Origin of the sequence: Pikeienuella sp., from assembly GCF_046290545.1 — a bacterium.
Lineage (GTDB): Bacteria > Pseudomonadota > Alphaproteobacteria > Rhodobacterales > Rhodobacteraceae > Pikeienuella.
The window spans coordinates 237,331-261,798 of record NZ_JBKAGV010000014.1 but is presented as its reverse complement, the minus strand read 5'-3'; the positions used below and the strand labels follow the sequence as shown (position 1 = coordinate 261,798).

Below are 24,468 nucleotides of genomic sequence, written 5' to 3'. Positions count from 1 at the left end.
AGCCTCCGGCCATGAGCGCCCCGTTCCTCGCCCCCGATCTTCCCGGCGCCCCGCGCCCCGGCCTCTGCACCGATTGCGGCGTCTCGCGGATCGGGGACGGGAAGGCCTGCGGGCGGGCCTGCCAGTTCATCCGGCCCGACTATCCCGCGGCGGAGCGGGCGGCGCACGGGCGGGAGGCGGCGAGGGAGGGGGACGAGGGGTTCTTCGGCGTGACGCAGGCGATGCTCCGCGCCCGGCTCTCCCCCGCGGCGGAGGGCGCGCAGTGGAGCGGGATCGCCTCGACCCTCGGCGCGCGGCTGCTGGAGACGGGGGCGGTCGACGCGGTGCTCGCGGTGGCGCCCCATCCGGAGGATCGCTGGCGGCCGATGCCCGTGATCGTCACCGACCCGGCGGAGATGGCGCGGTGCAGGGGGATGCGGATGGGCTGGGCGCCGACCCTCGCGCTCCTCCCCGAGGCGGCGGCGAAGGGATACAGGCGGATCGCGATGATCGGCATTCCCTGCCAGGTCTACGCGCTCCGGGCGCTGGAGGCGGAGCTGGGGCTGGAGCGGCTCTACGTGATCGGCACGCCCTGCTCGGACAACACGACGACGGAGAACTTCCACGAGTTCCTCGCCCTGCTCGACCCGGAGCCGGGCGGCGTCTCCTATCTCGAATTCCGGGCGGATTTCAGGGTCGAGCTTCGCTACGATGACGGGCGGAAGGGGCGGACGATCCCGTTCCTGAAGCTGCCGATCTCGAAGCTCCGGCCCGACTTCTTCCCCCTCACCTGCCGGACCTGCGTGGACTATTCCAACCGGCTCGCGGACGTCACGGTCGGCTACATGGCGGGGGACGGGGACCAGTGGCTGATCGTCCGGAACGGGCGGGGGGCGGAGATGCTGCGGCTGCTGGAGGGGCGGCTGGAGACGAAGCCGCTCATCTCCAAGGGGCGGCGGAAGGGGGCGGTGGCGGGGTTCATCGCCAACACGGCGCGGGCGGCGGGGGGCCTGCCGCTCCGCGCGATGCCGGACTGGGCGCGGCCCATCGCCGCCTTCCTCCAGCCGCTGATCGGGCCGCGCGGCCTCGAATTCGCAAGGGCGCGGCTGGAGATGAAGGCGGCGGAGACGGTGCTGCACCTCCGCCGGGCGCACCCGAAACGGATGAAGCACATGATCCCCGCCCATGTCTGGCGGCTCGTCGCGCCCTATGGATTGACGCCGGAAAAGGGGGAGGAAAAGGGGCCGGAAGCGGGGCCCTGAAAGGCAATTTCGGCAGATTTCCATGGAAATCGGCCTCGGAGGATTGATTCTGAACGATAAAAGCCGTGATCGGATTGTTTCAATCGTATTTGGCGAGGTAGGGCGCTTCATTCGGCGAGGCCCCGGCTCAAGGCCGGGGCAGCGTGAATGAGGGGCCCCGGCTCAAGGCCGGGGCAGCGGTGAGAAAGGGCGGCTCAGCGCCGCCCGATGAGGCCCAGAATCTCCTTCGCCGCGGCGGGGATGTTCGTGCCGGGGCCGAAGATCGCGGCGACGCCGGACTCCTTCAGGAACTGATAGTCCTGGCTGGGGATCACGCCGCCGCAGATGACGATGACGTCATCCGCCCCCGCCGCCCGCAGCGCCTCCACCAGCTTCGGCGCGAGCGTCTTGTGCCCCGCCGCCTGGGAGGAGATGCCGACGACGTGGACGTCGTTGTCGATGGCGTCCTGCGCCGCCTCCTCCGGCGTCTGGAAGAGGGGGCCGACATCGACGTCGAAGCCGATATCGGCGAAGGCGGTGGCGATGACCTTGGCGCCGCGGTCATGCCCGTCCTGCCCCATCTTCACGACCATCATGCGGGGGCACCGCCCCTCCCGCTCCGCGAAGGCCTCGACATCCCGCTGGATGGCGGCGAAGCCCTCGTCGCCCTCATAGGCGGCGCCGTAGACGCCGGCGAGGGTCTTCACCTCGGCGCGGTGGCGGCCGAAGGCGCGCTCCATCGCGTCGGACATCTCGCCCACGGTCGCGCGCGCCTTCGCGGCCTCGACGGCGAGGGCGAGGAGGTTTCCCGTCCCCTCCTTCGCGCCCCGCTCCAGCGCGGCGAGCGCGGCCTCGCAGGCGGAGGCGTCCCGGCCCGCCTTCACGCGGGCGAGGCGGGCGACCTGCGATTCGCGGACCGCCGTGTTGTCGATGTCCCGGATCTCGATCGGGTCTTCCTTGGCGAGGCGATACTTGTTGACGCCGACGATCACCTCCTCGCCCCGGTCCACCGCCGCCTGCCGCTTCGCCGCGCTTTCCTCGATCCGGAGTTTCGGCATGCCGGAGGCCACCGCCTTCGTCATGCCGCCCATCTCGTCCACTTCCTCGATGATCTTCCAGGCGGCCTCGGCCAGCTCCGCCGTCAGCGCCTCGACATAATAGGAGCCGGCGAGCGGATCGACGACCTTCGTCACCCCCGTCTCGTGCTGGAGGATGAGCTGCGTGTTCCGCGCGATGCGGGCGGAAAACTCGGTGGGGAGCGCCAGCGCCTCGTCGAAGGAATTGGTGTGGAGCGACTGCGTGCCGCCGAGCACGGCGGCGAGCGCCTCGTAGGCGGTGCGCACGACGTTGTTGTAGGGGTCCTGCTCCTGCAGGCTCACGCCCGAGGTCTGGCAATGGGTGCGGAGCATCTTGGAGCTTTCCTTCTTCGCCCCGAAGCCCTCCATGATCCGGTGCCAGAGGAAGCGCGCGGCGCGGAGCTTCGCCGCCTCCATGAAGACGTTCATGCCGATGGCGAAGAAGAAGGAGAGGCGGCCGGCGAAGGCGTCCACGTCCAGCCCCGCCTCGATCGCCGCCTTCACGTATTCCTTGCCGTCGGCCAGCGTGAAGGCCAGCTCCTGCACGAGGTTCGCCCCCGCCTCCTGCATGTGGTAGCCGGAGATCGAGATCGAGTTGTATTTCGGCATGTTCGCGGCGGTGTAGCCGATGATGTCGGAGACGATGCGCATGCTCGGCTCCGGCGGATAGATATAGGTGTTGCGGACCATGAACTCCTTGAGGATGTCGTTCTGGATGGTCCCCGAAAGCTCCTCCAGCTTCGCGCCCTGTTCGAGCCCGGCGACGATGAAGGAGGCGAGGACGGGGATGACCGCGCCGTTCATCGTCATGGAGACGGACATCTCGTTGAGCGGGATGCCGTCGAAGAGGATCTTCATGTCCTCCACCGAGTCGATGGCGACACCGGCCTTGCCGACATCGCCGATGACCCGCGGATGGTCGCTGTCATAGCCGCGATGGGTGGCGAGGTCGAAGGCGACGGAAAGCCCCTTCTGTCCCGCCGCCAGCGCCTTGCGGTAGAAGGCGTTCGATTCCTCCGCCGTGGAGAAGCCGGCATATTGCCGGATCGTCCAGGGCCGGCCCGCATACATCGTCGCCTTCGGGCCGCGCACGAAGGGCGCATGGCCGGGGACGGAGCCGAGATGGCCGAGCCCTTCGAGATCGGCCTCGGTGTAGAGCGGCTTCACGGGGATGCCTTCGGGCGTTTCCCAGACGAGCGCATCGGGGCTCCGCTTCAGCTCCTTCTCCGCGAGGGCGGACCAGGCTTCGAGATCGGGTTTCGTGCTCATGTCTTCTCCTCGCCGCTGGCGACCGGGCGCGCGCAGGCCTTCATTCCGGGGGAGCCGCCGGGAGAGGGCCGCGGCGGCTCGCGCCCGAATAGCGCTGTAGTCCAAGCAGGGGCTTCATGGAAGGCGGCAAGACGCCGGTTCCCCCTGCGCCGGGCCGGAAAGGGCCAAGGCGCCGCCGCTCAGGGGCGGCCCGGGAAATGCGCGCGCGCCTGGTCCCGCGGATGCATCGCGCGCGGGCGCTGGGGCGGGACGGGGCGGCGGACCTCGTCCGTCGGCCCCGCCGGGTCGAGCGGCGGGGCGCCGGCGGCGAGCGAATCGAGCAGGGCGGAGAGATCCTCGACATGGCGGGCGACGACATGCGTCACCGCCCCTTCCCGCTGGATGCGGCCGGTGACGCGGAGAAGCCGCCCCGCGATCACCTGCCGCCGGTAGGCCTCGTAGACCTGCGCCCAGACCACGACATTGACGACCCCGGTCTCGTCCTCCAGCGTCACGAAGATGACGCCCTTCGCCGTGCCCGGCCGCTGCCGCACGAGGACGAGCCCGGCGACGGCGACGAGCGCGCCGTTCGGCGGCAGGTCGAGATCGGCGGCGCGGAGGCAGGACGGGGGGCGGGGCCAGTGCATGGAAGGAAACATAGCATGAACATCGTGGCGGGGAAGGCCGGTTCGTCTCTCTTGTGCGCGGTCATCGTCGTGCAGTCATCGCCGCGGGTTCCGGGCCACGGCCTCGGTCAGCGACCTTCCGGGGGAAGGTCGCCGAGGCCGTTCGGGCGGAGGCGCAAGCCGGAGCCCGAGGGGCGCCAAGCCTTCCCGAATGTCGAAGATCGCGCCGCGGTCGTCGCGGCGGCCGCGGAGACGCGGTCGCCGGGGGGGCGACGACCGCGGGCCGATCTGACACGGGTCAGACCGGCCGGGCGCTTGCGGCGCGTGGCGCATCTCGACCCGACGAATGCGCGCCCGGCGAATTCAGAGTGGCACGCCCGTGGATGAGGTCGAAACCCTCGTCATCGGGGCCGGCGTCGTCGGCCTCGCCCTCGCCGCAGCGCTCGCCGCAAGGGGGCGGGAGGTGCTGATCTGCGAGGGGGAGACGGCGTTCGGAACCGGCATCTCCTCCCGCAATTCCGAGGTGATCCATGCCGGCATCTATTACCCCGCCGGCAGCCTGAAGGCGCGGCTCTGCGTCGAGGGGCGGCGGCTTCTCTACGACTGGTGCGCCGCGCATGGCGTCGGGGCGAGGAAGACCGGCAAGCTCATCGTCGCCGCCGAACCCGCGGAGCTGGAAGGGCTCGACGCGCTCGCCGCAAAGGCGGCGGCGAACGGGGTGGAGGGCATGCGCCGCCTTTCGGGCGCGGAGGCGCGGGCGATGGAGCCGGCGCTCCGGGCGGAGGGCGCGCTCCTCTCGCCCGAGACGGGGATCGTGGATTCGCACGGGTTCATGCTCTCCCTCCTCGGCGCGGCGGAGGAGAGGGGGGCGATGCTCGCGCTCGGCGCGCCCGTCCTCTCCCTCGCGCCGCAGGAGGGCGGCTTCCTCGTCGAGGTCGGGGGCGCGGAGCCGATGCGGCTCCTCGCGCGGGAGGTCGTGAACGCCGCCGGCCTCGCCGCGCCGCGCCTCGCGCCCGGCGGCTCCGGGCCCGCGATGCTGATGGCGAAGGGGAGCTATTTCCGGCTCGAAGGCCGCGCCCCCTTCTCCCGCCTCATATACCCTGCGCCGGTGGTCGGCGGGCTCGGCGTCCACCTGACGCTCGACATGGGCGGGCAGGCGCGCTTCGGGCCGGATGTGGAATGGATCGAGCGGGAGGATTACGCGGTGGACCCGGCGCGCGGCGAAAGCTTCTACGCCGCGATCCGCCGCTACTGGCCGGGCCTGCCCGACGGCGCGCTGAAGCCGGATTATGCGGGGATCCGCCCCAAGCTCGCGGGGCCGGAGGCGGGCGGCGCGGCGGATTTCCGGATCGACGGGCCGGAGGCGCACGGGCTCCCGGGCTATCTCGGCCTCTACGGGATCGAGAGCCCGGGCCTCACCTCCGCGCTCGCCATCGCGGAGGAAGGGGCGGCGCGGCTCATGCGGCGTTGATCGACCAGTCGTATTCGCTCCCCGAGATGCGGGTGACGCCTTCGAGCGCGGCGGCGAGAGGCGGCGCGGCGTAGGCGCGGAGATGGGCGATGACGCCTGCGTCCGTCCCGCCGAAATCCTCCTCGAACCAGTCGTAGATCTTCGAGACGACGAGCCGCCCGCCCTCCGCCCGCGCGCCCCGCGGATGATTGACGAAGACGCGCGCGGCTTCGTCCAGCGCAGCGTCGAGCCCCTCCGCCCGCCAGGGCTCGGCGCCGAGATCGGGGCAGCCGAGCGCGGCGCAGTTCACCGCGTAATGCACGCGCGCGTCGCCCCAGACGGGGCGGAGAATGCCATGCTCGATATCGTCGAGCGACAGCGCCTCGCCGCCGACGGAGAGCCGCGCCTCCCGCCAGGGACCGGGCGAGAAGAGGGAGCCGCCGATCTCCCTTATGCTCCCCACCGGCCAGGCTTCGAGGATCAGGGCGACCGTCTCCGCATTGTAGAGGTTGCTCCAGAAGGCGAAGGCGGCGGGGCGGGAGAGCTGGCCGGGCTCCACGCGCTCCATCGCGCCGATCCAGTCGCGAAGCGGCGCGAGCGCGCCGGCCGCCTTCGCGCCGGCATAGTCCACAAGCGCCACGCCGTCCGCGCCCGGCCGGCGCCAGCGCGTGAGGAACTCGGCCCAGGGGCCGGCTTCCGGGTCTCCGCCCGCGCCGAATTCCGCCCAGCGGGGGGAGAGAAGGCGCGAGGCGGGGGCCGCCTGCGCGCCGCGCGGCGCGGCGAGGGCCGCGGCGGCGAGGGCGAGAAATGCGCGTCTTGTCGTCGTCATGGCCGGCGCCTCCGTTCTTCGCCCCAATATAGCAAGTTCCGCAGGGCTTGCGGCGCCGCGCGCGAAACCGTGTATGAAGCGCGATGGCGCGAATCGGCGCCGGAACCGGGTGCGGAGATGGCGGAGCAACCTCAGGACGTCGTGTTTCTCCTTGTCGAGAACTTTTCCCACATGGCCTTCGCCTGCGCGCTGGAGCCGCTCCGCATCGCCAACCTCAATGCGGAGCGGGAGCTTTACCGCTGGCGCATCGCGGCGGAGGGCGGGGTCGAGCAGCGCTGCTCGAACGGCACCATCACCCGCGCCGACATGGACCTCGCGGACATGCCGGAGGCGATGATCTTCGTCGTCGCCGGGCTCAACGCGAAGAAGCACGCGACCCCTGCGATCAAGACCTGGCTCCGCCGCCATGCCCGGCTCGGCTCCGGCCGGATCGGCGCGATCTGCTGCGGCTCCTATGTCATTGCCGAGGCGGGACTGATGGAGGGCCGCTCCTGCGCGCTGCACTGGGGCTATCACGACGCCTTCATGGAAGATCATCCGGAAGTCGATCTCGACCCTTCGGTCTTCGTGATCGACGGGCGCTATGTCTCCTCCTCCGGCGGCGCGGCGGCGACGGACCTGATGCTGCGCCTGATCGAGGACGCGCATGGCGCCGAGCTTTCCCGCCGGGTGGCGGAGAGCCTCGTCTACACCTCCGCGCGGGCGGAGGGGGAGGGGCAGCGCTTTTCCGCCAACAGCCGCATCGGCATCCGCAACCACCGGCTCGCCAAGGCGGTGGAGCTGATCGAATCGGAGCTGGACGAGCCGCTCCGCACCGCCGACATCGCGCAGCGCGTCGGCCTCTCGCCGCGCCAGCTCGAACGGCTCTTCGGCCGCTATCTCAACTGCTCGCCGAAGAAATACCGGATGGAGATGCGCCTGAACCGGGCGCGGGAGCTGCTCAGGCAGACGGACATGAGCGTCATCAACGTCGCGCTCGCCTGCGGCTTCTCCTCGCCCTCGCATTTCTCGAAATGCTACCGGACGCGCTTCGGCTCCACGCCCTATCAGCGCGGCGCGGTCTGATTTCAGCCCGCCAGCGCGAGCGGGCCGGGCAGGATTTGCTCGCCCTCCGGCCGCAGCTCCCCGCGAAGGAAGGCGGAGAGCGCGGCAGGGTAGAGCCGGTGTTCGAGCGCGAGGACGCGCACGGCGAGGTCGTCCGGCGCCTCCCCCGGCTTCACATGAAGCATCGCCTGCCCGAGGATCGGCCCCGAATCCATTTCGGGGCGAACGAGATGCACCGTGCAGCCGTGGAACGCGACGCCCGCCTCCAGCGCCCGCTCATGCGTCCGGAGGCCGGGAAAGGCGGGGAGGAGCGAGGGATGGATGTTGACCATCCGGTCCCGCCAGGCCGAGACGAAGCCCGGCGTCAGCAGCCGCATGAACCCCGCGAGGCAGACGAGATCGACCTCATGCGCCGCGAGCCTTGCGCCCATCGCCGCCTCGAACGCCGCCCGGTCGCCGCGGAAGGCGCGGTGATCCACCGCCTCCGCCGGAACGCCCGCCGCCCGCGCCGTCTCCAGCCCCTTCGCCGCCGGATCGTTGGAGAGGACGAGCGCCGCCTCCGCCGGAAAGGCCGGGTCGGCCATCGCGGCGAGGAGCGCGGCCATGTTCGAGCCGCGCCCGGAAATGAAGATCGCGGCGCGCCGCCGCGTCACGCGAGGGCGCCCCGATAGGTCACGCCCGCGCCGGGAACGAGCGCGCCGAGCCGCACCGGCGCCTCCCGCTTGGCCCAGAGCGCGCCCTCCACCGCCTCGGCGACGGCGGCGGGCGCGACGACGACCATGCCGATCCCGCAATTGAAGGTGCGGAGCATCTCCGCCTCCGCCACGCCCCCCGCCTCCCGCAGCCAGGCGAAGACCGGCGGCGCGCTGATGGCGGAGAGGTCGATCTCCGCGCCGAGCCCTTCGGGCAGGACGCGCGGCAGGTTCTCCGTCAGCCCGCCGCCGGTGATGTGGGCGAGGCCGGACGCGCCCGCGCGGATCGCGCCGAGAGCGGCCTTCACGTAGATTCGCGTCGGCGCCAGCAGCGCGGCGCCGAGCGGCCCGGCGGCGAAGGGCGCCGGCGCCTCCCAGCCCAGCCCGGCCCGTTCCGCAACCCTGCGAACGAGCGAGAAGCCGTTGGAATGGACGCCCGAGGAGGGGAGGCCGAAGAGCACGTCCCCCGCCGCCATCGCCCGCGGCAGCGCGCCGCCCCGCTCCATCGCGCCGACGGAGAAGCCCGCAAGGTCGAAATCGCCCTTCGCATAGAGACCCGGCATCTCCGCCGTCTCCCCCCCGATCAGCGCGCAGCCGGCGAGGCGGCATCCCTCCGCGATCCCGTTCACGACGGCGGCGCCGGCGGCGACGTCGAGCGCGCCGGTCGCGTAATAGTCAAGAAAGAACAGCGGCTCCGCCCCCTGGCAGACGAGATCGTTGACGCACATCGCCACGAGGTCGACGCCGACCGTGCCGAAAATCCCCGTCTCGATGGCGAGCTTCAGCTTGGTTCCCACCCCGTCCGTCGCCGCGACGAGGATCGGGTCGCGATAGCCGGCGGCGCGAAGGTCGAAGAGCGCGCCGAAGCCGCCGAGCCCGTCCACCACGCCCGATCGGGCGGTGGAGGCGGCGGCGGGCTTGATCGCCTCGACGAGGGCCGCGCCCGCGTCGATATCCACGCCCGCGTCGCGGTAGGTGAGGCCGTTCGGTCGGTCGGTCTGGTCGGGCATGGCGGGCCTTTCGCTGTCGCCGCCGGCCTTATACCGGACCCGGAGCAAAGTTAAGGCCGGACATGCGGAACCGCCGCCCCTTGCGGGGCGGCGGCGTGCGGCGTCCGGATCGTCAGGCGCGCATGGCGCTTCGGTTCAGCCGCCCGACTGGGCGTCACGGTCCGTTTCCGTCGCGGCGGCCTGGCCGGCGCCGGTGAGGCCGGAACCGTCCGGGTCAGCCTCGGCCTGGCTCCCGGCGCTGGTGAGGCCGGAGCCCTCGGGATCCTCCTGCGTGTAGCGGTCGCCCGTCTGCGCGTCGCGGCCGGTATTCGTCGCCGCGCTGTCGGCCGCCGTCGCCGCCCCGGCGGGAGCGGAGGGAACGGTCGCCGCCTCCGTCTGCGGAGCCGGGTCGTCGCCGCCCGCGCCGGTGAGGCCCGAGCCCGGCGGGTTGGAGCCGCCATGGCTCCCGGCGCTGGTGAGGCCCGAACCCGAGGGGTCGGACTGCGCCTCGGACTTCACGTTCGCGCCGGTCATCGCATCGCGGTCGGTCTTGGTGGCGTCCGCGACGGCGCCGGTCGCGCCCAGCGCGAAGCCGGCGACAAGGGAGAGAGCAGTGGTGGAGATGAGGCGTTTCATATGAATGACGTCCTTTCCGTGATCGGTTTCCTGCGACCGCAAGGGCCTTTCGGCGCGGTCGCTTCGAGGCGGCGGGGCCATCCGGCCTGTCGTCGCCTCTCGCCCCCTCTCAACGGTCTCGCCGCCGGATCGTTCCCTCCCGTTTCGCGCCGGCGCCTCCCGAGGGTTGCCGCATGGCGCGCTTTGTCCTATCGCCGGTATGCCGGCCTCGCCGCCGGAAGGGCCCGTAGCTCAATGGTCAGAGCAGACCGCTCATAACGGTTTGGTTGGGGGTTCAAGTCCCTCCGGGCCTACCATTCCGCCTTCCTTCAGCCGCCAAGAAAGGTTAACGCTTTCGCGTTGAGTGAGACTTCTGTTCGTCTTCGGACGAAGCGTAAAAGTGTGGGGCGCGCGACCGGAACCCGGAGGATCATCGCGTGGCCATGGTGGAAGATTATCTCGCGGCCGATGCGCCGCGGGACGAGGAGGCCGATTGCGGCCTGAAACTGTCTCTTGCGGCTGGCGGCGTCACGCTGGTTACGGGCGCTTCGGCGGATGAGATCGCGGCCGCGCTGGAGGCCGACCCCGGGCCGCTGCGGCTCGGGCGCCTTTCCGAACATGCCGGCGGGCAGGGGCATCTCTCCGCCTGGGCGTGCCTCGCCTTCGGGCTGACGCCCTTCGATCTCGAACCGCAGGCCTCGCGCCTCGCCGCCTTTGCGGCGGAGGCGGGCCCGGCGGCGCTGGCGGTCGAGAGGGCCGAGCGCCTGACGGATGCGGAACTCGTTTCGCTGGCCGGGATCGCGTCGAAGGCCGGCTTCGCGCTCCTGCTCCTCGGCGGCGAAGAGCTCGCCCGGCGCGCGCGGCAGCCTGCGCTCGCCGCCCTCGCGCCCGCCCGCGCCGCCGCGTCGCCGCGGCAGGAGCTGCGGCGCGCGGCCCCGAAGCCCGGCCCGAGCGCCCCGGAAGAGCCGAGGGACGCGTTCGGGCTCATCGCCGCGGCCGTCGCTCGCGGCGGGGCGGGGGGAGCCGAGCGCGGGGCCGAGGCCGAACCGGCGGCGCCCGCGGCGGCCCCGGCCCCGGCGCGGCGGACGAGGCGCGCGCATCTGGCGATGGCGGCCTTCGCCGCGCTGGCGGTCACGGCGACGGCGGCGATGATGTCCGGGTTCGCGCCCGGAACGGCCCCTTCGCCCGCCGCAGCGCCGACGCCGCCGTTCGCGGCGGCGCCCGGGGCGGAGCCCGTCTCCGCGGCGGCGGCGGACGCTTCGGCGCCCGCGGCGGCGCCCGCATCCATACCGAAGCCGGTCGCGGCGGCGGCGCCCAGCCTGGAGACGACGGCGGCCGCGAGCCCGGCCCGCGCCGCCGCCGCCGCCACGCCGGAAGCGTCGCCCGCCGGCGGAGCCTTTGTCGCGGCCGCCAGGCCGCAGCCGGCCTCACGCCTCATGCCGCCGGAGGCCCCGGCCCCGGCGCGCGCGGCGCCGGTCGCCCTCGCGGCGCTGGCGGGCGAAGGCGCGGGCGAGGCGGCGGTCCAGTCCGCCTTCCGGTCCCCCGCCCCGCGCCCGCGGCCCGTCTCCGCCGTCTCCGTCGCGCCATCCTCGGGGGCCGCGTGGGTGGTGATCCACCATGCGCCCGAAAGCCGCGCGCTGGCCGAGGCGCTCTCGGTCGCCTTGACGGGCGACGAATTCGCGCATGTGACGCTCCGGGAGGTCGGCTTCGACGTTTCCGCCGACCATGTCCGCTTTTACTTCGCGGAGGACGGGGCGCGCGCCGGCGCGCTCGCCGCCGCGCTGGGCGGGACTCTCGGCTCCGGCTTCGCGGTCCGGGACTTCTCGGATTTCGACGACCTGCCGGGGCGGATGACGCTGGAGGTCTGGCTCGCGGGCGGCGCCGGCTAGGTCAGCGCGGCTTCACCGGCCGCATCAGGCCCTCCTGCGCGACGGAGGCGACGAGCCGCCCGTCCCGGCTGTAGATCGCGCCGCGGTTGAAGCTGCGCGCGCCGCCGCCGAACGGGCTGTCCATCACGTAGAGATGCCAGTCGTCGAAGCGGAGCGGGCCGTGGAACCACATCGCATGGTCGAGGCTCGCGCCCATCACCTCGCCCCGCCACCAGGAGATGCCGTGCGGGCGGTTCCCGCTGGCGAGGAGGTTCATGTCGGAGGCGTAGGCCATCAGGCAGTGATGAACCCAGAGCGGCTGGTCGAGCCGCGTCGCCACGCGAAACCAGAGGCGGTTGAAGTCGCCCGTCTTTTCCGGCTTCAGGATATCCACCGGGTCGCATTCGCGGATCTCGATGGGCCGGCGGCGCTTGAAATGCTCCCGCTTGTCCTCGGGCAGTTGCTCGGCGAGCGCGGCGCGCTGGTCGGCCCGGCTCGGCAGGCCCTCCGGATCGGGCGCCTCCGGCATCGGGTGCTGGTGCTCCCAGCCCGCCTCCGGCTTCTGGAAGGAGGCGGCGAGGTTGAAGATCTGCCTGCCGTGCTGCACGGCGATCACCCGCCGCGTGGTGAAGCTCCCGCCGTCCCGCGCCCGGTCCACCTCGAAGATGATGGGGATCTTCGGGTCCCCCGGCCGGATGAAATAGGCGTGGAGGGAGTGGCAGAGCCGGTCCTCCACCGTGCGGTAGGCGGCGACGAGCGCCTGCGCAATCACATGGCCGCCATAGATGCGGTCCCCGTTCTCGCCGCCCTCGCCCTGCCCGCGGAAGAGATCGACCTCGAGCCGCTCGATATCGAGCAGCTTCAGGAGGTCCGCCACCTCGACGGCGCTCACGCTCGCGCCCGGTCTTGCAGAATGTCGCTCGCCATCGTCCCCATCCCCCTGACCGTTGCGCCGCGATCCTGACGCGCCGCCGTGCGCGGATCAACTGCCGCACGGGAGCGGGCCGCGCCTTGTCCGAACTGTCGCAATCCGGTGATAGTGCGCGCGATGTCGCGACGCGACCCCGACATCCAAGCAAGAAGAGGATCAGCGCCATGCGCATTTCGCTCGCACTCGCCCTTTCCGGGCTTCTCCTCGCCGCGCCGACCTTCGCCGCGCCGGCGGGCAAGCTCGTGCTCTATACCTCGCAGCCGCCCGCTGATGCGCAGGCGACGGTCGACGCCTTCAAGGCCGCGCATCCCGGCGTCGAGGTCGAATGGTTCCGGGACGGGACGACCAAGGTCATGGCCAAGCTGGCCGCCGAGTTCGAGGCCGGCGCGCCGCAGCCCGACCTCCTCCTCATCGCCGATTCGGTCACCATGGAGGGCCTGAAGGCCGAGGGCCGGCTGATGGCCCATCCGGAGGCGGACATCTCCGCCTATGGCGCCGGCGTGATGGACCCGGAAAAGTTCTGGTTCTCCACCAAGCTCATCACCACCGGCATCGTCTACAACACGGCCGCCCCGATGAAGCCCGCCTCCTGGGCGGACCTGACGAAGCCCGAGGCGAAGGGCTCCATCGCCCTCCCCTCCCCGCTCACCTCGGGCGCCGCGACGATCCACATGGTCTCGCTGACCGGCGTCCCCGCGCTCGGCTGGGACTATTACGAGGCGCTGGCCGACCAGGGCGCGCTGGCCGAGGGCGGGAACGGCGGCGTCTACAAGGCGGTGGCCGGGGGCGACAAGCTCTATGGCTTCGTCGTGGACTTCCTTGCGATCCGCGGCAAGGCGGATGGCGCGCCGGTCGAGTTCGTGTTCCCGTCCGAGGGCGTCTCCGCGGTGACCGAGCCGGTCGCGATCCTCTCGACCGCGAGGAACCCCGAGGCGGCGAAGGCCTTCGTCGATTTCCTGATCTCCGAGGAGGGGCAGAAGCTCGCCGCCTCGCAGGGCTATCTTCCGGCGCACCCGGCGGTCGCGCCGCCGGCCGGCTTCCCGCCCGTCTCCGACATCAAGCTCCTCGGCTTCGACCCGGCCGCGGCGCTGACGGACGATGCGAAGAACAAGCTCCGCTTCACGGAGATCTTCGGGGGCTGAGTTGCGCCATCGCGGCGGCGGGGCTCGCCCTCGCCGCACTTCTCCTCCTCGTCTCCGCCGTTGTCGGCCTGCCGCTCCTCCTCCTCTTCGAGGTCGGGCTGCGGGGGCCGGACGGCCCCTCCCTCGCCCCGCTCGCGGAGGCGCTGGAGAGCCGCTCCGTGCGGCGCGCGCTCTTCAACTCGCTGGAAAGCGCGGCCCTTTCCGCGCTCTTCGCCACCATCGCCGGCGCCGCGCTGGCGCTCCTCGTCGGGCTGACGGACATCCGCGCGAAGGGGCCTCTCGCCTTTCTCATCCTCCTGCCGCTGATGATCCCGCCGCATGTGACGGCGATCGCCTGGCTCCAGGCGCTCGGCCCCGCCTCGCCGCTCCTCCTCGCGCTCGGCCTTGCGCCGCCGCCGGGCTCGCCCAACCCGATGCATTCGGCGGCGGGGCTGATCGCGCTCCTTTCCGCGCAGCATGCGCCGCTCGCCTTCCTCACCGTGCGCGCCGCGCTCCGCGCCCTGCCGCGGGAGATGGCGGAGGCCGCGCGGCTCGCCGGGGCGGGGTTCGGGCGCGTGCTCTTCCGCATTGTCCTGCCTCTCGTCGCGCCCGCGCTCCTCGCCGGCTTCGCGCTCTCCTTCACCGCGGCGCTCGGCAATTTCGGCGTGAACGCGATCATCGGCATCCCGGCGCGCTATGACACGCTGCCGGTGCTGATCTGGCGACGGCTGACAAGCTTCGGGCCGGACATGCTCGGTTCCGTCGCCGTCATCGCGCTCCTCATCTCGCTGGTCGCGCTCGGCGCGCTCGCGTTCCAGCTCTTCGCGCAGCGCCGCTTCGGCGCCGCCCTTTCCGGCCCGCCGCAACCGCCGCTCGCGCAGCCGCTCGGGCGCTGGCGCGCGCCGGCGGAGGCGGCGACCTGGCTCCTCGTCGGGGCGACGCTGATCCTGCCGCTGAGCGCGCTCCTCGCCACCGCGCTCTCGCCCACCTACGGCGCGCCGCTGAATGCGGAGACGGTCACGCTCCGCCATTTCGCGGAGATCCTGTTCCGGCAGGAGGCGACGGCGCGGGCCTTCCTCAATTCGACGCTCATCGCCTCCGCCGCCGCGCTGCTGATCGCCGCCCTCGCCATCGGGCTCGGCCATTTCATGAGCCGGGGGGGGAGGGCTGCGCGCCGCCTCGCGAGCCTCGCCGCCGGGCAGGCGGAGATCGCCTACGCCGTGCCCGGCCTCGTCGTCTCGGTCGCCTTCATCATCGCCTTCATCCGGCCGCTGCCGCTCTTGGGCGTGAGCCTCTACAACACGCTCTGGATCATCCTCCTCGCCTATCTCGCCGCCTTCCTCGCGATCGGGCTGAAGCCGGTGCTGGCCGCCTTCGCCGCGGTCGATCCGAGCCTCGACGACGCGGCGCGCGTCTCCGGCGCCGGGTTCGGGCGGCGGCTCCTCCGCATCTCCGCCCCGCTCGTCCTGCCCGCCGCGGCCTCCGGCGCGCTCCTCGTCTTCCTGACGGCCTATAACGAGGTGACGGTCTCGGCCCTCCTCTGGTCCTCCGGGGCGGAGACGATCGGCGCGACGATCTTCAACCTGGAGGACGGGGGCGCCACCAGCCTCGCCGCGGCGATGGCGGCGGTGACGGTCGGCGCGACGGCGCTCCTGATGCTGGCGCTGGACCGGCTGGGCCGGGGCGCGCCGCCGGGGGTCGTGCCCTGGCGGTGAGCCGGCCGTCGCCCGAACGGAGCGCGGAGGGCCGCGGGCTCCCTCGGGGGGCCGCCTCGGGGCGGTTGGTTTCGGCGGTTTATGGCGTCAGGAACTCTTACCCTTGAGCATCTTGAGACATTGCGATGCGGCCTCCCTTGGGGGAGGGAGGCCGCGGCCCGTGCTGGTCGCACGGGCCAAGGAGCGCGCGCGGGCGCGGCGCCTCCGCCCGGCCGGGTTCAACGGTTCGGCCAAACCTACTCGGGCAGAACCCATCCCCCCGAGAGCCGCAGCGAGAGCTTTTCGCCCTCCACGGGCCGCCGCGGGAGCAGGATCGGCGCCGCGCCCTCCACGCCGTCGAGCGCCGCCATCGCCTCCCAATGCCCGCCGCGATAGGCGGCGGAGACGATCCGCGCCGGCATCCCCTCCTCCGCCAGGCTGAAGGATTCGGGCCGGACGAGGAGCCGCGCCGGCCCCGGCCGCGCCGAGACGGCGCAGGCCGCCTCCAGCGCCCGCCCGGCGAGCCGGAGCGCGGCGCGCCCGCCCGACGCCGCCTCGACATGGCAGGGGAGGAGCGCGCCCTTCCCGATGAAGGCGGCGACGCGGGCGGAGGCGGGCCGCTCGTAAACCTCCTCCGGCGCGCCGACCTGGAGGAAGCGCCCCGCCTCCATCACCGCGATCCGGTCCGCCAGCGCCATCGCCTCGCGCTGGTCATGGGTGATGAAGAGCGTCGTCGCCCCGGTCCGCCGGTGGAAATCCGCCAGCTCCTCCTCCATCGCGGCGCGGAGATGCGGGTCAAGATTCGCGAGCGGCTCGTCCATCAGGATCGTCCGCGCCCCCTGCGCGAGGCAGCGCGCGAGCGCGACGCGCTGGCGCTGCCCGCCGGAAAGCTCGGCCGGCTTCCGCGCCGCGAAGGGCTCCAGCGAGACGGCGCGGAGATGCGCCTCCGCCGCCTCCCGCGCCGCCGCCCGTCCCATGCCGGCGGATTCGCCCGGAAAGGCGACGTTGCCCAGCACCGACATGTGCGGCCAGAGCGCGTAGGACTGGAAGACGACGCCGACCTGCCGCGCCTCCGGCGGCGTGTGGAGCCCCGGGCCGGAGACCGTTCGGCCGCCGAGCGCGATCCGCCCCTCCTCCGGCCGCTCCAGCCCGGCGATGAGCCGCAGGAGCGTGGACTTGCCGCAGCCCGAGGGGCCGACGACGACCGTGAACGCCCCTTCCGGCGCTTCGAGGCTGACCCCGTCCACCACCGCGGCCCCGCCGAACCGCTTCACGACGCCTTCGATCAGGATGCCCATGCCCTACCCCGCCCCGCCGGAAGCGGTTGGGTAGCGCATGGGGGCGGAAAGCGCGACCGGTCTCTCCGCTCACGCGGCCTTCAGCCGCTCCCGCCCGTGCGGCGCCGCCCAGTCGATGACGGGACCGGTGGAGACGATCCGGTTCGGGTTGATCGTCTCGTGGCTGTAGAGGTAGTGGCGGCGGATATGGTCCATCCGCACCGTCCCCGCGACGCCCGGCTGCTGGTAGAGTTCGCGCGTATAGGCCCAGAGATTCGGGTAGTCGACGATCCGCCGCCGGTCGCACTTGAAATGGCCGACATAGACCGGATCGAAGCGCAGGAGCGTGGGGAAGAGCCGCCAGTCCGCCTCGGTGATCCGCGCGCCCGCGAGGTAGCGCCGGGAGGCGAGCCGGTCCTCCAGCCAGTCCAGCGACCCGAAAAGGGCCTCCACCGCCTCGTCATAAGCCGCCTGCGTCGTCGCGAAGCCGGCGCGGTAGACGCCGTTGTTGACGGTCGCGTAGATCCGCTCGTTGAGCGCCGCGATCTCCCCGCGGAGGGGCTCCGGGTGAAAGTCGAGCCGGTTGCCGGTGATCCCGTCGAAGGCCGAATTGAACATGCGGATGATCTCCGCGCTCTCGTTCGAGACGATGGTCCCCCGCGCCTTGTCCCAGAGCACGGGCACCGTCACCCGCGTCGTCGCCTTCGGGTCGGCCGCCGTATAGACCTCGTGGAGCCGCCGCTTGCCGAGGAGCGTATCGCCCGTCGCGCCGGGGAAGGCCCCTTCCAGCGTCCAGCCCTCCGAAAGCATGTCCGGGTCGACGACGGAGACGGAGATGTGCGGCTCCAGCCCCTTCAGCGCGCGGAAGATCAGCGTCCGGTGCGCCCAGGGGCAGGCATAGGAGACGTAGAGGTGATAGCGCCCGCTCTCCGCAGGGAACCCGCCCTCGCCGGAGGGGCCGGGCGCGCCGTCCACCGTCACCCAGTTGCGGAAGCTAGAGTCCTGCCGCTCGAACGCGCCGCCGGTCGACTTCGTGTCATACCAGACGTCGCGCCATTCGCCGTCGACGAGTTTTCCCATGTCGTTCTCCTCCTCCCTCGCGATATGGCCGGGAGCGGGCGAGTATAAACCGGGAGCTAAGGCATAGACTGTCGCCCGGCGGGCGACAAAGCTCAGACCGGCAGCCGCCTGACCGGGCCGACGCAGATGATCGCCGGGGCGAGGATGCCGCTGGCGGCGACAGCGGCCTCCGCCCCGGCCAGCGTCGTCTCCAGCACGGCCTGCCGCTTCGTCGTCGCCTCGCGGACGATCAGGACAGGCTCCTCCGGGCTCCGCCCGCCGGCGATGAGCGCCCCGGCGATGGCCGCGAGATGCTTCATGCCCATGTAGATGACGAGCACCTGCCCGCCCCGCGCCAGCGCCGCCCAGTCCACCGCCGGGGCCTCGCCGTGCTGGTCGTGCCCTGTGACGAAGACGAGGGTCTGGTTCACGTCCCGGTGCGTCGCCGGGACGCCCGCGGCGGCGAGGCCGCCGATCCCCGCCGTGATCCCCGGCACGATGCGGAAGGGCACGCCCGCGGCGGCGAGCGCCTCCGCCTCCTCCCCGCCGCGCCCGAAGAGGAACGGGTCCCCCCCTTTCAGCCGCACGACGCGCCGCCCCGCGCGCGCGAGCGCGATCAATCGCTCCGAAATGTCCGCCTGCTTCGGGGAGGGGCGGCCGCCCCGCTTGCCCGCCGGGATCAGTTCGGCCCCCTCGGCCGCGAAGGCCAGCGCCTCCGGCTCGACCAGCGCGTCATGCACCACGGCGTCCGCCTGGGAGAGGGCGTTGAGCGCATGGAGGGTCATCAGACCGGGGTCCCCCGGTCCGGCGCCGACGAGCCAGACCGAACCCGGCTCAAGGCGCGGCCAGGCGCCATCGGGATGCGGCGGCAGAGGGGGCGATGCGGTGCTCACGCGGAAGCTCTAGCGCCCGGCGCCGGACATGGAAAGCGCGCCCGCCCTGCGGTCAAAATCACGCTTTCGCCACATTCGCCCGCGCAGTGACGCCATTGCTTTGAAACAGGGTTAAGAATATGGTCAAAATTGGGCAGAGGGCGAGGCCCTCGATTCGGGCGGGTGCGCATGCGCGCGATAATCTCCTACTTCGCGTTGATCGCGATCTTTGTCTGGCTGGCCAGCGAAGGCGGGTTCGACCGTGCGGGGATCGGGGCGCTGCCCATCGCCAATTCGCGCGCGCCGACCCATTTCTCCGACCTGCCGCTGCCCGACCCGCACGAGCTCAACGACCTCGCGGTGGTCCCCGCCGCGCAGGCTTCGGAGCCTCCCGCGGGCAAGGTGCTCTACGTCACCGGCGCCGTCGTGAACCTGCGCGCCGGGCCGGGGCTCGAACATCGCATGATCACCGTCGCCGAGCGGGGCGACGTGATGCGCCCGCTCGGGCGGGCGGAAAACGGCTGGCTCCCGGTGCGCGATCTCGTGACGGGCGGCGAGGCGTGGATCAGCGAGGAATATCTTTCCCTCCTGCCGCCGCTGCGCTGAGGACTTTATTTCTCGCCGCGCTCCGGCGGCCCTTGCGCCCGTCTCGCGCGCTCCCGAAATCCGCTTCCGGCGCCCGCTCCTTCCCTTGACGGCCCGGCGGTCTGCGCCTCCGGAGTTCCACGAATGACTGTGCTGATGATCGTCGGCGGCTTCGCCCTTCTTGTGCTGGGCGGAGAGGGACTGGTGCGCGGGGCGGCCGCGCTCGCGCTCCGGGCGGGGCTCTCCCCGCTCCTGATCGGGCTCACCATCGTCGGCTTTGGCACCTCGACGCCCGAACTGCTGACGAGCGTGGAGGCCGCGCTCGCCGGCTCCCCCGGCATCGCGGTCGGCAATGTCGTCGGCTCGAACCTTTGCAACATCCTCCTGATCCTCGGGCTCGCCGCGCTGATCCGCCCGGTCACGGTGGCCGGCCCGGCCTTCCGGCGCGACGGCGCGGCGCTCGCGCTCTCCGCCCTGCTCGGCGCGGGCGTTCTTCTCATGGGCGATGTCGGGCGGCTCGCCGGCTTCGCGCTCGTCGCGGCGCTGGCGCTTTATCTCACCCTCGCCTGGCGCGGCGAGCAGGCGGAGCCGGAGCTGCCGGAGACGGGGGGCCTCGGCGCGCCCGCGGCGGCGGCCTTCGTCGCCGGCGGCCTCGCGCTGCTGATGGCGGGGGCGAAGCTCCTCGTCATCGGCGCGGTCGATCTCGCCGCCGGGCTCGGCGTCTCCGAGGCGGTGATCGGCGTCACCATCGTCGCGATCGGCACCTCATTGCCCGAACTCGTTACCTCCCTCGTCGCCGCGGCGCGGCGGCAGGGCGACATCGCCTTCGGCAACATCGTCGGCTCCAACATCTTCAACATCCTCGGGATTCTTGGCGCCACGGCGCTCGTGCAGCCGCTCGTTCCGCCGGCGGAGATCCTTTCCTTCGACCTCTGGGCGATGCTCGGCGCGACGGCGGCGCTGGTCGTGCTCGGCCTCACCGGGCGGATCGGGCGGCTGGCGGGCGGCGCCATGCTCGTCGCCTATCTCGCCTATCTCGCGACGCTCGCCGCCTCGGCCTGAGCCTCCATCAGGAGCCGCCCGTCCGGCCCCTTCGCCCAGAGGCGGACAGCCAGGCCTTCGTCCTTCGCGCAGAGCGCGATCTCCTCGAAGTCGAAGGCCGGGGCGCGGGCGCGGAACTCGAAGGCGGCGGCGGGCCCGAGCCGCTCCTCCGCCAGCGCGAGGAGGAGCTGCGCGATCAGCGGCCCGTGCACGACGAGGCCGGGATAGCCCTCCACCTCGCGCGCATAGTCGCGGTCATAATGGATGCGGTGGCCGTTGAAGGTGAGCGCGGAATACCGGAAGAGCGGCACGGGGCCGAGCGTGAGCCGCCGGCTCCGCGTCTCCCCCTCAGGGGCCTGCGCCGGTTCGGGCGCGGGCGCGCCGGGGGCCGGGTCCTCCCGATAGACGACGTCCTGCCACTCGGTCACGGCGAGCGCGCCCGCCGCAGAAATCTCGTGCCGGAGCGTGACGAAGGCGAGCGGGCCGCTCCGCCCCGCCTTCCGCGCGACGCTCTCGATCGTCGTCCGCTTCTCCGCCGCCGCGCCTATGGGGAGCGGCGCCGCGAACCGGAGCCGCCCGCCCGCCCACATCCGCCGCGGCAGGCCGAGATCGGGGATGAACCCGCCCTTCGCCGGGTGCCCGTCCCGCCCCAGCGCGCGGCCGGGCGCGGCTTCGAGGAAATAGATCCAGTGATGGAAGTGCGGCAGCGCCGCCCCCTCCGCCGGGGGCTCTCCGGGAAGGTCGAGCGCGGCGTGGAGCGCCGCGGCGCGCCACGGATCAATCCGGTCATGCAGCGTGCGGCTGCGGCCGACGCCCTCCGCGCTCACGGCCCGAACTCCGCGCGGATCATTGCGCCGTGGGAATCGAGCGCGGGCGCCGCGCCCGGCCCCGCCCAGTCCGCCCGCGCGGAGGAGGCGGGGAGCCGCACCTCCCCGCCCGCAATCGCGGCGGCGACGCGGCGGAGATGCGGATGGGCGGAGAGGCCGGCCACGTCGTTCACCTCGCCCCAGGCGATGCGCGCCGCATCGAGCGCCGCCTTCAGCGCCGCGGCGGGCTGCGTGGCGAAAGCCTCCGCCACCGCCGCATCCGTCTCCGCCCGCCCGGCGACACGCTCGTTGTTGGTGGCGAAGTCGGGCGCTTCCGCGAGATCGGGCCGCCCCAGCACCTCCCGCGCCAGCGCCCGCCATTCCCGGTCCGACTGGACGGAGATGAGGAGGAGCCGCCCGTCCCCCGTCGCGAAGGCGCCATAGGGCGCGATGGAGGGGTGGGAAAGCCCGGCCCGGCCCGGCGCCTTGCCGAGATAATCGTGGTGGAGGAGCGGCACCGTCATCCATTCCGCCAGAACGTCGAAAAGCGAGACCGCGACATGCGCGCCGATCCCGGACCGCGCCTGCCGCACCAGCGCGGCGGAGATCGCGCCGAAGGCGGTCAGCCCCGCGCCGATATCGGCGAGCGAGACGCCGACGCGCCCGCGCTCCCCCGGCCCGCCGGAGACCTCCACGACGCCGGATTCCGCCTGGATCAGCAGGTCATAGGCCTTCCGCGCCGCATAGGGCCCGTCCGGCCCGAAGCCGGAAATGTCGCAGCAGACGAGCCGAGGGTCCTTCTCACGCAGCTCCGCCGCGCCGAGGCCGAGCCGCGCCGCCGCGCCATGGGCGAGGTTCTGCACGAAGACGTCCGCGCGGGCGAGCATCCGGCGCATGATCGCCCTGTCCCCCGGCGCCTTCAGGTCGAGCGCCACGCTCTCCTTCCCCTGGTTGAGCCAGACGAAATAGGAGGCCTCGCCATTCGCCGCCCGGTCGTAGCCGCGCGCGAAATCGCCCTCCGGCCGCTCCACCTTGATGACGCGGGCGCCCGCCTCCGCGAGCCGCAGCGTCGCCATCGGCGCGGCGACCGCCTGTTCGAGGCTGACGACGAGGAGGCCGGCGAGGGGCTTCGGAGGCTGGTTCTGCATGGCCGGATAAGAGGCGCCGGCGGCGGGGCCGTCAATCCCGCCCGGCCCGCTCCGCCCGATCCCTGCGCCGCGCGCCGCGCGAGGATCGCGGGGCGGAGGCCGGGCTTGCACTTTCAGGAAACGAATGTCCGTTCACTTCAACGGCGGCGAGAGGACGCGGCGCGCCCTGCCCTTCGGCGGACCGGCGACGGCGGCGGGCGGCGCGTCAGCGGTTGCGCGTCATCACATTGTCGAGAAGGTGATAGGGCGCATCGCGCATCGCCTTCTCCGCCAGCGCGGGATTGCGGAAACTGTCGCGCCCCTGGCGGACCATCCAGACGACCCATGCGCTCGCCGCCAAGGATGCGGCGAAGGCTCCGGCGGCGATCACGACCTCATAGAGCGGCATCTCAGGTCTCCTTGGTCGAAGATATAGCATTTTCGCGGCGTCATTGCGAGTCGGCGCTCCCGGGTCGCCCCCGCGCTTCGGTTTCTTTCGCGACGATTTCGGACAGTCTTTCGATCTCTTCGGCCTCCGCGACAAGATCATCCCCGCGTTTCGACCCGCGATACCGGCCCCACGTCGCCCCCGCCGCGCCGACGACGAAAGCGGCGACAAGGAGGAAACCGCCGGGCGGCGTCAAGGTTCCGACGGCGAGCGCCGTCGCGGCCATCGCGCCAAGCCCCGCGAACCATTGCTGCAGCGGAGCCGCGATCTTCTGCTCCACTCTGGCGGCCCTCGCCGCCTCGCGTCGCCTGTCCCTCGCCGCGCGGCGAAGCCAGTCCTCCAGCACATCCGCGAGGTCGACGTCGTTCAGCCGCCGGATCGCCTCGCCGACCTGCTTTGCGCGCATCGGCTCCTCTGCGAGACAGGCGATCAGCGCGTCGATCTCCGCCCAGTCCACCGCTTCGCGTAACACGGCGCGCGCCGCCAGCGCGATCAGCGCCTCCGCGCTGGTGCGCCCCGGCCGGTTTCCGCCATCAGAAGCTCCGCGGCAGGCCGAGGACCTTCTCCGCAAGGAAGGAGAGGATGAGGTTCGTGGAGATCGGCGCGATCTGATAGAGCCGCGTCTCCCGGAATTTCCGCTCGACGTGATATTCCTTCGAGAAGGCGAAGCCGCCGAAGGTCTGCATCGCCGCGTCGCCCGCCTTCCAGGAGGCTTCGGCGGCGAGCAGCTTCGCCATGTTCGCCTCCGCGCCGCAGGGCCGCCCCGCCTCGTAAAGGTTCGCCGCCCGCTCCACCATGAGCGCCGCGGCCTCCACATCCGCATGGGCGCGGGCGAGCGGGAAGGCGACGCCCTGGTTCGCGCCGATGGGCCGGCCGAAGACCACGCGCTCCTTCGCATAGGCGCTCGCCCGGTCGAGGAAATAGCGCCCGTCGCCGACGCATTCGGCGGCGATGAGGATGCGCTCCGCATTCATGCCCGTGAGGATCACGGGCCAGCCGCCGCCCTCCTCCCCGATCAGGTTTTCCGCCGGGATCGCCAGATCGTCGAAGAAGAGCTCGCAGGCGTGGTGGTTTATCATCGCGTCGATGGGCCGGACCTCGAGCCCCCTGCCCCGCGCCTCCCGCAGATCGACGAGGAAGGCGGAAAGCCCCTCCGTCTTCCGCTTCGGATCGAAGGGCCGGGTGCGGGCGAGGAGCACCATCAGGTCCGAATGCTGCACCCGGCTGATCCAGACCTTCTGGCCGTTGACGATCCACCGGTCGCCCTCAAGCCGCGCGGTCGTCTTCAGCGCGGTCGTATCGGTGCCGGTGGTCGGTTCGGTGACGCCGAAGCTCTGGAGCCGGATTTCCCCGCTCGCGATCTTCGGCAGCCATTCCGCCTTCTGTGCGGCGGAGCCGTGGCGGAGGATCACGCCCATGACGTAGAGTTGCGCATGGCAGGCGCCCGCATGAGCCCCGCGGCGGGAGATTTCCTCAAGGATCGCACAGGCTTCGAGAAGGCCGAGCCCCGTCCCCCCGTATTCCTCCGGGATCAGCGCGCCGAGGAAGCCGGCCTCCGTCATTTCGGCGACGAATTCGGTCGGATAGCCCTGCCCGGAATCGAGCTTGCGCCAATAGTCCTCGCCGTAGCGGGCGCAGAGCTGGGCCACGGCGGCGCGGATTTCGGAGAGGGCGGCTTCACGGTCTGTATCGGTCATGGCGCGATATGAACCGGCTCGGCGCGCCCCGGCAAGGGCCCGAAATCCGCGGGAACACGGCGGAAAAGGGTTACATTCGGCGCATCCGCCTCTATTCATGGGGGTCGTGAATACTTGGCGCTGCGGAAGCCCCGCGCCGCCACCCCGGCGAAG

Annotated in this window: 23 protein-coding genes and 1 tRNA gene; 9 read left to right on the top strand and 15 right to left on the bottom strand. The window is 72.2% G+C overall.

From position 1 onward, the window contains the following. The first annotated feature begins 11 nt into the window (after positions 1-11). Positions 12-1,241: a Coenzyme F420 hydrogenase/dehydrogenase, beta subunit C-terminal domain gene (locus ACE37J_RS12950; protein ID WP_409711673.1), complete on the top strand. Its 1,230-nt coding sequence runs from the start codon at positions 12-14 to the stop codon at positions 1,239-1,241. Between the two features lie 194 nt (positions 1,242-1,435). Here ACE37J_RS12950 and scpA read toward each other — a convergent pair whose 3' ends face one another. After that, positions 1,436-3,565: a methylmalonyl-CoA mutase gene (gene scpA / locus ACE37J_RS12945; RefSeq protein ID WP_409711672.1), complete on the bottom strand. Its 2,130-nt coding sequence runs from the start codon at positions 3,563-3,565 to the stop codon at positions 1,436-1,438. A gap of 179 nt (positions 3,566-3,744) precedes the next feature. Continuing rightward, the gene (locus tag ACE37J_RS12940; RefSeq protein ID WP_409711671.1) at positions 3,745-4,191 is read right to left on the bottom strand and encodes an OB-fold nucleic acid binding domain-containing protein; all 447 of its coding nucleotides are present in this window, start codon (positions 4,189-4,191) and stop codon (positions 3,745-3,747) included. Positions 4,192-4,549: 358 nt separating this feature from the next. Here ACE37J_RS12940 and ACE37J_RS12935 point away from each other — a divergent pair, with 358 nt between their 5' ends. Beyond that, positions 4,550-5,641, top strand: a complete 1,092-nt coding sequence (locus ACE37J_RS12935; protein ID WP_409711670.1) for an NAD(P)/FAD-dependent oxidoreductase — start codon at positions 4,550-4,552, stop codon at positions 5,639-5,641. Here the strand turns inward: ACE37J_RS12935 and ACE37J_RS12930 are convergent. Continuing rightward, a complete protein-coding gene (locus ACE37J_RS12930; RefSeq protein WP_409711669.1) occupies positions 5,628-6,449 on the bottom strand; it encodes a DUF547 domain-containing protein in 822 nt (273 codons plus the stop codon). The genes ACE37J_RS12935 and ACE37J_RS12930 overlap by 14 nt on opposite strands. Before the next feature lie 117 nt (positions 6,450-6,566). Here ACE37J_RS12930 and ACE37J_RS12925 point away from each other — a divergent pair, with 117 nt between their 5' ends. Further along, positions 6,567-7,514 carry a GlxA family transcriptional regulator gene (locus ACE37J_RS12925; RefSeq protein WP_409711668.1) on the top strand — a complete coding sequence of 316 codons (948 nt, stop codon included), beginning with the start codon at positions 6,567-6,569 and terminating at the stop codon, positions 7,512-7,514. 2 nt (positions 7,515-7,516) lie between these two features. Here ACE37J_RS12925 and purN read toward each other — a convergent pair whose 3' ends face one another. The 3 genes from purN to ACE37J_RS12910 all read right to left on the bottom strand — a co-directional run bounded on the left by purN (position 7,517) and on the right by ACE37J_RS12910 (position 9,810). After that, positions 7,517-8,146: a phosphoribosylglycinamide formyltransferase gene (gene purN, locus ACE37J_RS12920; protein WP_409711667.1), complete on the bottom strand. Its 630-nt coding sequence runs from the start codon at positions 8,144-8,146 to the stop codon at positions 7,517-7,519. Continuing rightward, the gene (gene purM / locus ACE37J_RS12915) at positions 8,143-9,195 is read right to left on the bottom strand and encodes a phosphoribosylformylglycinamidine cyclo-ligase (RefSeq protein ID WP_409711666.1); all 1,053 of its coding nucleotides are present in this window, start codon (positions 9,193-9,195) and stop codon (positions 8,143-8,145) included. The genes purN and purM overlap by 4 nt, the downstream gene beginning before the upstream one ends. Positions 9,196-9,330: 135 nt before the next feature. Beyond that, positions 9,331-9,810, bottom strand: coding sequence for a hypothetical protein (locus ACE37J_RS12910; protein ID WP_409711665.1), 480 nt, complete (start codon positions 9,808-9,810; stop codon positions 9,331-9,333). Positions 9,811-10,030: 220 nt separating this feature from the next. Here ACE37J_RS12910 and ACE37J_RS12905 point away from each other — a divergent pair. Then, positions 10,031-10,106: transfer RNA gene (locus tag ACE37J_RS12905), tRNA-Ile, on the top strand. 120 nt (positions 10,107-10,226) lie between these two features. Then, positions 10,227-11,678, top strand: a complete 1,452-nt coding sequence (locus tag ACE37J_RS12900; RefSeq protein WP_409711664.1) for a hypothetical protein — start codon at positions 10,227-10,229, stop codon at positions 11,676-11,678. Between the two features lies 1 nt (position 11,679). On the opposite strand, the gene ACE37J_RS12895 is transcribed toward ACE37J_RS12900, so the two are convergent. Next, entirely contained in the window at positions 11,680-12,549 is an 870-nt protein-coding gene (locus ACE37J_RS12895; protein WP_409711663.1) for an acyl-CoA thioesterase, read from the bottom strand. A gap of 203 nt (positions 12,550-12,752) precedes the next feature. On the opposite strand from ACE37J_RS12895, the gene ACE37J_RS12890 reads away from it, so the two are divergent. Both ACE37J_RS12890 and ACE37J_RS12885 read left to right on the top strand, forming a co-directional pair. Next, a complete protein-coding gene (locus ACE37J_RS12890; protein WP_409711662.1) occupies positions 12,753-13,730 on the top strand; it encodes an ABC transporter substrate-binding protein in 978 nt (325 codons plus the stop codon). Positions 13,731-13,888: 158 nt separating this feature from the next. After that, on the top strand, positions 13,889-15,424 hold the full coding sequence (locus ACE37J_RS12885; RefSeq protein ID WP_409711661.1) for an ABC transporter permease: 1,536 nt from the start codon (positions 13,889-13,891) through the stop codon (positions 15,422-15,424). A 236-nt stretch (positions 15,425-15,660) separates the two neighbouring features. Here the strand turns inward: ACE37J_RS12885 and ACE37J_RS12880 are convergent, their stop codons facing one another. The 3 genes from ACE37J_RS12880 to cobA all read right to left on the bottom strand — a co-directional run bounded on the left by ACE37J_RS12880 (position 15,661) and on the right by cobA (position 18,632). Continuing rightward, entirely contained in the window at positions 15,661-16,701 is a 1,041-nt protein-coding gene (locus tag ACE37J_RS12880) for an ABC transporter ATP-binding protein (protein ID WP_409711660.1), read from the bottom strand. A 69-nt stretch (positions 16,702-16,770) separates the two neighbouring features. Continuing rightward, a complete protein-coding gene (locus ACE37J_RS12875; protein ID WP_409711659.1) occupies positions 16,771-17,760 on the bottom strand; it encodes a glutathione S-transferase family protein in 990 nt (329 codons plus the stop codon). A 92-nt stretch (positions 17,761-17,852) separates the two neighbouring features. Continuing rightward, positions 17,853-18,632, bottom strand: a complete 780-nt coding sequence (cobA, locus tag ACE37J_RS12870) for a uroporphyrinogen-III C-methyltransferase (protein WP_409711658.1) — start codon at positions 18,630-18,632, stop codon at positions 17,853-17,855. Positions 18,633-18,800: 168 nt separating this feature from the next. Here cobA and ACE37J_RS12865 point away from each other — a divergent pair, with 168 nt between their 5' ends. Together ACE37J_RS12865 and ACE37J_RS12860 are read left to right on the top strand one after the other, a co-directional pair. After that, on the top strand, positions 18,801-19,217 hold the full coding sequence (locus tag ACE37J_RS12865; RefSeq protein ID WP_409711657.1) for an SH3 domain-containing protein: 417 nt from the start codon (positions 18,801-18,803) through the stop codon (positions 19,215-19,217). A 123-nt stretch (positions 19,218-19,340) separates the two neighbouring features. Further along, the gene (locus ACE37J_RS12860) at positions 19,341-20,258 is read left to right on the top strand and encodes a calcium/sodium antiporter (protein WP_409711656.1); all 918 of its coding nucleotides are present in this window, start codon (positions 19,341-19,343) and stop codon (positions 20,256-20,258) included. Here ACE37J_RS12860 and ACE37J_RS12855 read toward each other — a convergent pair. The 5 genes from ACE37J_RS12855 to ACE37J_RS12835 form a co-directional block, all read right to left on the bottom strand. Beyond that, entirely contained in the window at positions 20,228-21,064 is an 837-nt protein-coding gene (locus ACE37J_RS12855; RefSeq protein WP_409711655.1) for an acyl dehydratase, read from the bottom strand. The genes ACE37J_RS12860 and ACE37J_RS12855 overlap by 31 nt on opposite strands. Beyond that, entirely contained in the window at positions 21,061-22,191 is a 1,131-nt protein-coding gene (locus tag ACE37J_RS12850) for a CaiB/BaiF CoA transferase family protein (protein ID WP_409711654.1), read from the bottom strand. The genes ACE37J_RS12855 and ACE37J_RS12850 overlap by 4 nt, the downstream gene beginning before the upstream one ends. 205 nt (positions 22,192-22,396) lie before the next feature. Beyond that, positions 22,397-22,579 carry a hypothetical protein gene (locus tag ACE37J_RS12845; RefSeq protein ID WP_409711653.1) on the bottom strand — a complete coding sequence of 61 codons (183 nt, stop codon included), beginning with the start codon at positions 22,577-22,579 and terminating at the stop codon, positions 22,397-22,399. A 40-nt stretch (positions 22,580-22,619) separates the two neighbouring features. After that, positions 22,620-23,090 (bottom strand): hypothetical protein, encoded by a 471-nt coding sequence (locus ACE37J_RS12840; protein WP_409711652.1) that lies wholly within the window; start codon positions 23,088-23,090, stop codon positions 22,620-22,622. 61 nt (positions 23,091-23,151) lie between these two features. Continuing rightward, positions 23,152-24,315, bottom strand: coding sequence for an acyl-CoA dehydrogenase family protein (locus ACE37J_RS12835; RefSeq protein ID WP_409711651.1), 1,164 nt, complete (start codon positions 24,313-24,315; stop codon positions 23,152-23,154). Positions 24,316-24,468 lie beyond the last annotated feature (153 nt).

Bases quoted from the DNA above. Each gene is read 5' to 3' on its own strand.
- ACE37J_RS12845 (WP_409711653.1), bottom strand. From the start codon at position 22,579: ATGCCGCTCTATGAGGTCGTGATCGCCGCCGGAGCCTTCGCCGCATCC.
- ACE37J_RS12880 (WP_409711660.1), bottom strand. From the start codon at position 16,701: ATGGGCATCCTGATCGAAGGCGTCGTGAAGCGGTTCGGCGGGGCCGCG.
- ACE37J_RS12875 (WP_409711659.1), bottom strand. From the start codon at position 17,760: ATGGGAAAACTCGTCGACGGCGAATGGCGCGACGTCTGGTATGACACG.
- ACE37J_RS12860 (WP_409711656.1), top strand. From the start codon at position 19,341: ATGACTGTGCTGATGATCGTCGGCGGCTTCGCCCTTCTTGTGCTGGGC.
- scpA (WP_409711672.1), bottom strand. From the start codon at position 3,565: ATGAGCACGAAACCCGATCTCGAAGCCTGGTCCGCCCTCGCGGAGAAG.
- ACE37J_RS12890 (WP_409711662.1), top strand. From the start codon at position 12,753: ATGCGCATTTCGCTCGCACTCGCCCTTTCCGGGCTTCTCCTCGCCGCG.
- ACE37J_RS12950 (WP_409711673.1), top strand. From the start codon at position 12: ATGAGCGCCCCGTTCCTCGCCCCCGATCTTCCCGGCGCCCCGCGCCCC.
- ACE37J_RS12910 (WP_409711665.1), bottom strand. From the start codon at position 9,810: ATGAAACGCCTCATCTCCACCACTGCTCTCTCCCTTGTCGCCGGCTTC.
- ACE37J_RS12835 (WP_409711651.1), bottom strand. From the start codon at position 24,315: ATGACCGATACAGACCGTGAAGCCGCCCTCTCCGAAATCCGCGCCGCC.
- ACE37J_RS12925 (WP_409711668.1), top strand. From the start codon at position 6,567: ATGGCGGAGCAACCTCAGGACGTCGTGTTTCTCCTTGTCGAGAACTTT.
- ACE37J_RS12865 (WP_409711657.1), top strand. From the start codon at position 18,801: ATGCGCGCGATAATCTCCTACTTCGCGTTGATCGCGATCTTTGTCTGG.
- ACE37J_RS12850 (WP_409711654.1), bottom strand. From the start codon at position 22,191: ATGCAGAACCAGCCTCCGAAGCCCCTCGCCGGCCTCCTCGTCGTCAGC.
- ACE37J_RS12940 (WP_409711671.1), bottom strand. From the start codon at position 4,191: ATGCACTGGCCCCGCCCCCCGTCCTGCCTCCGCGCCGCCGATCTCGAC.
- ACE37J_RS12930 (WP_409711669.1), bottom strand. From the start codon at position 6,449: ATGACGACGACAAGACGCGCATTTCTCGCCCTCGCCGCCGCGGCCCTC.
- purM (WP_409711666.1), bottom strand. From the start codon at position 9,195: ATGCCCGACCAGACCGACCGACCGAACGGCCTCACCTACCGCGACGCG.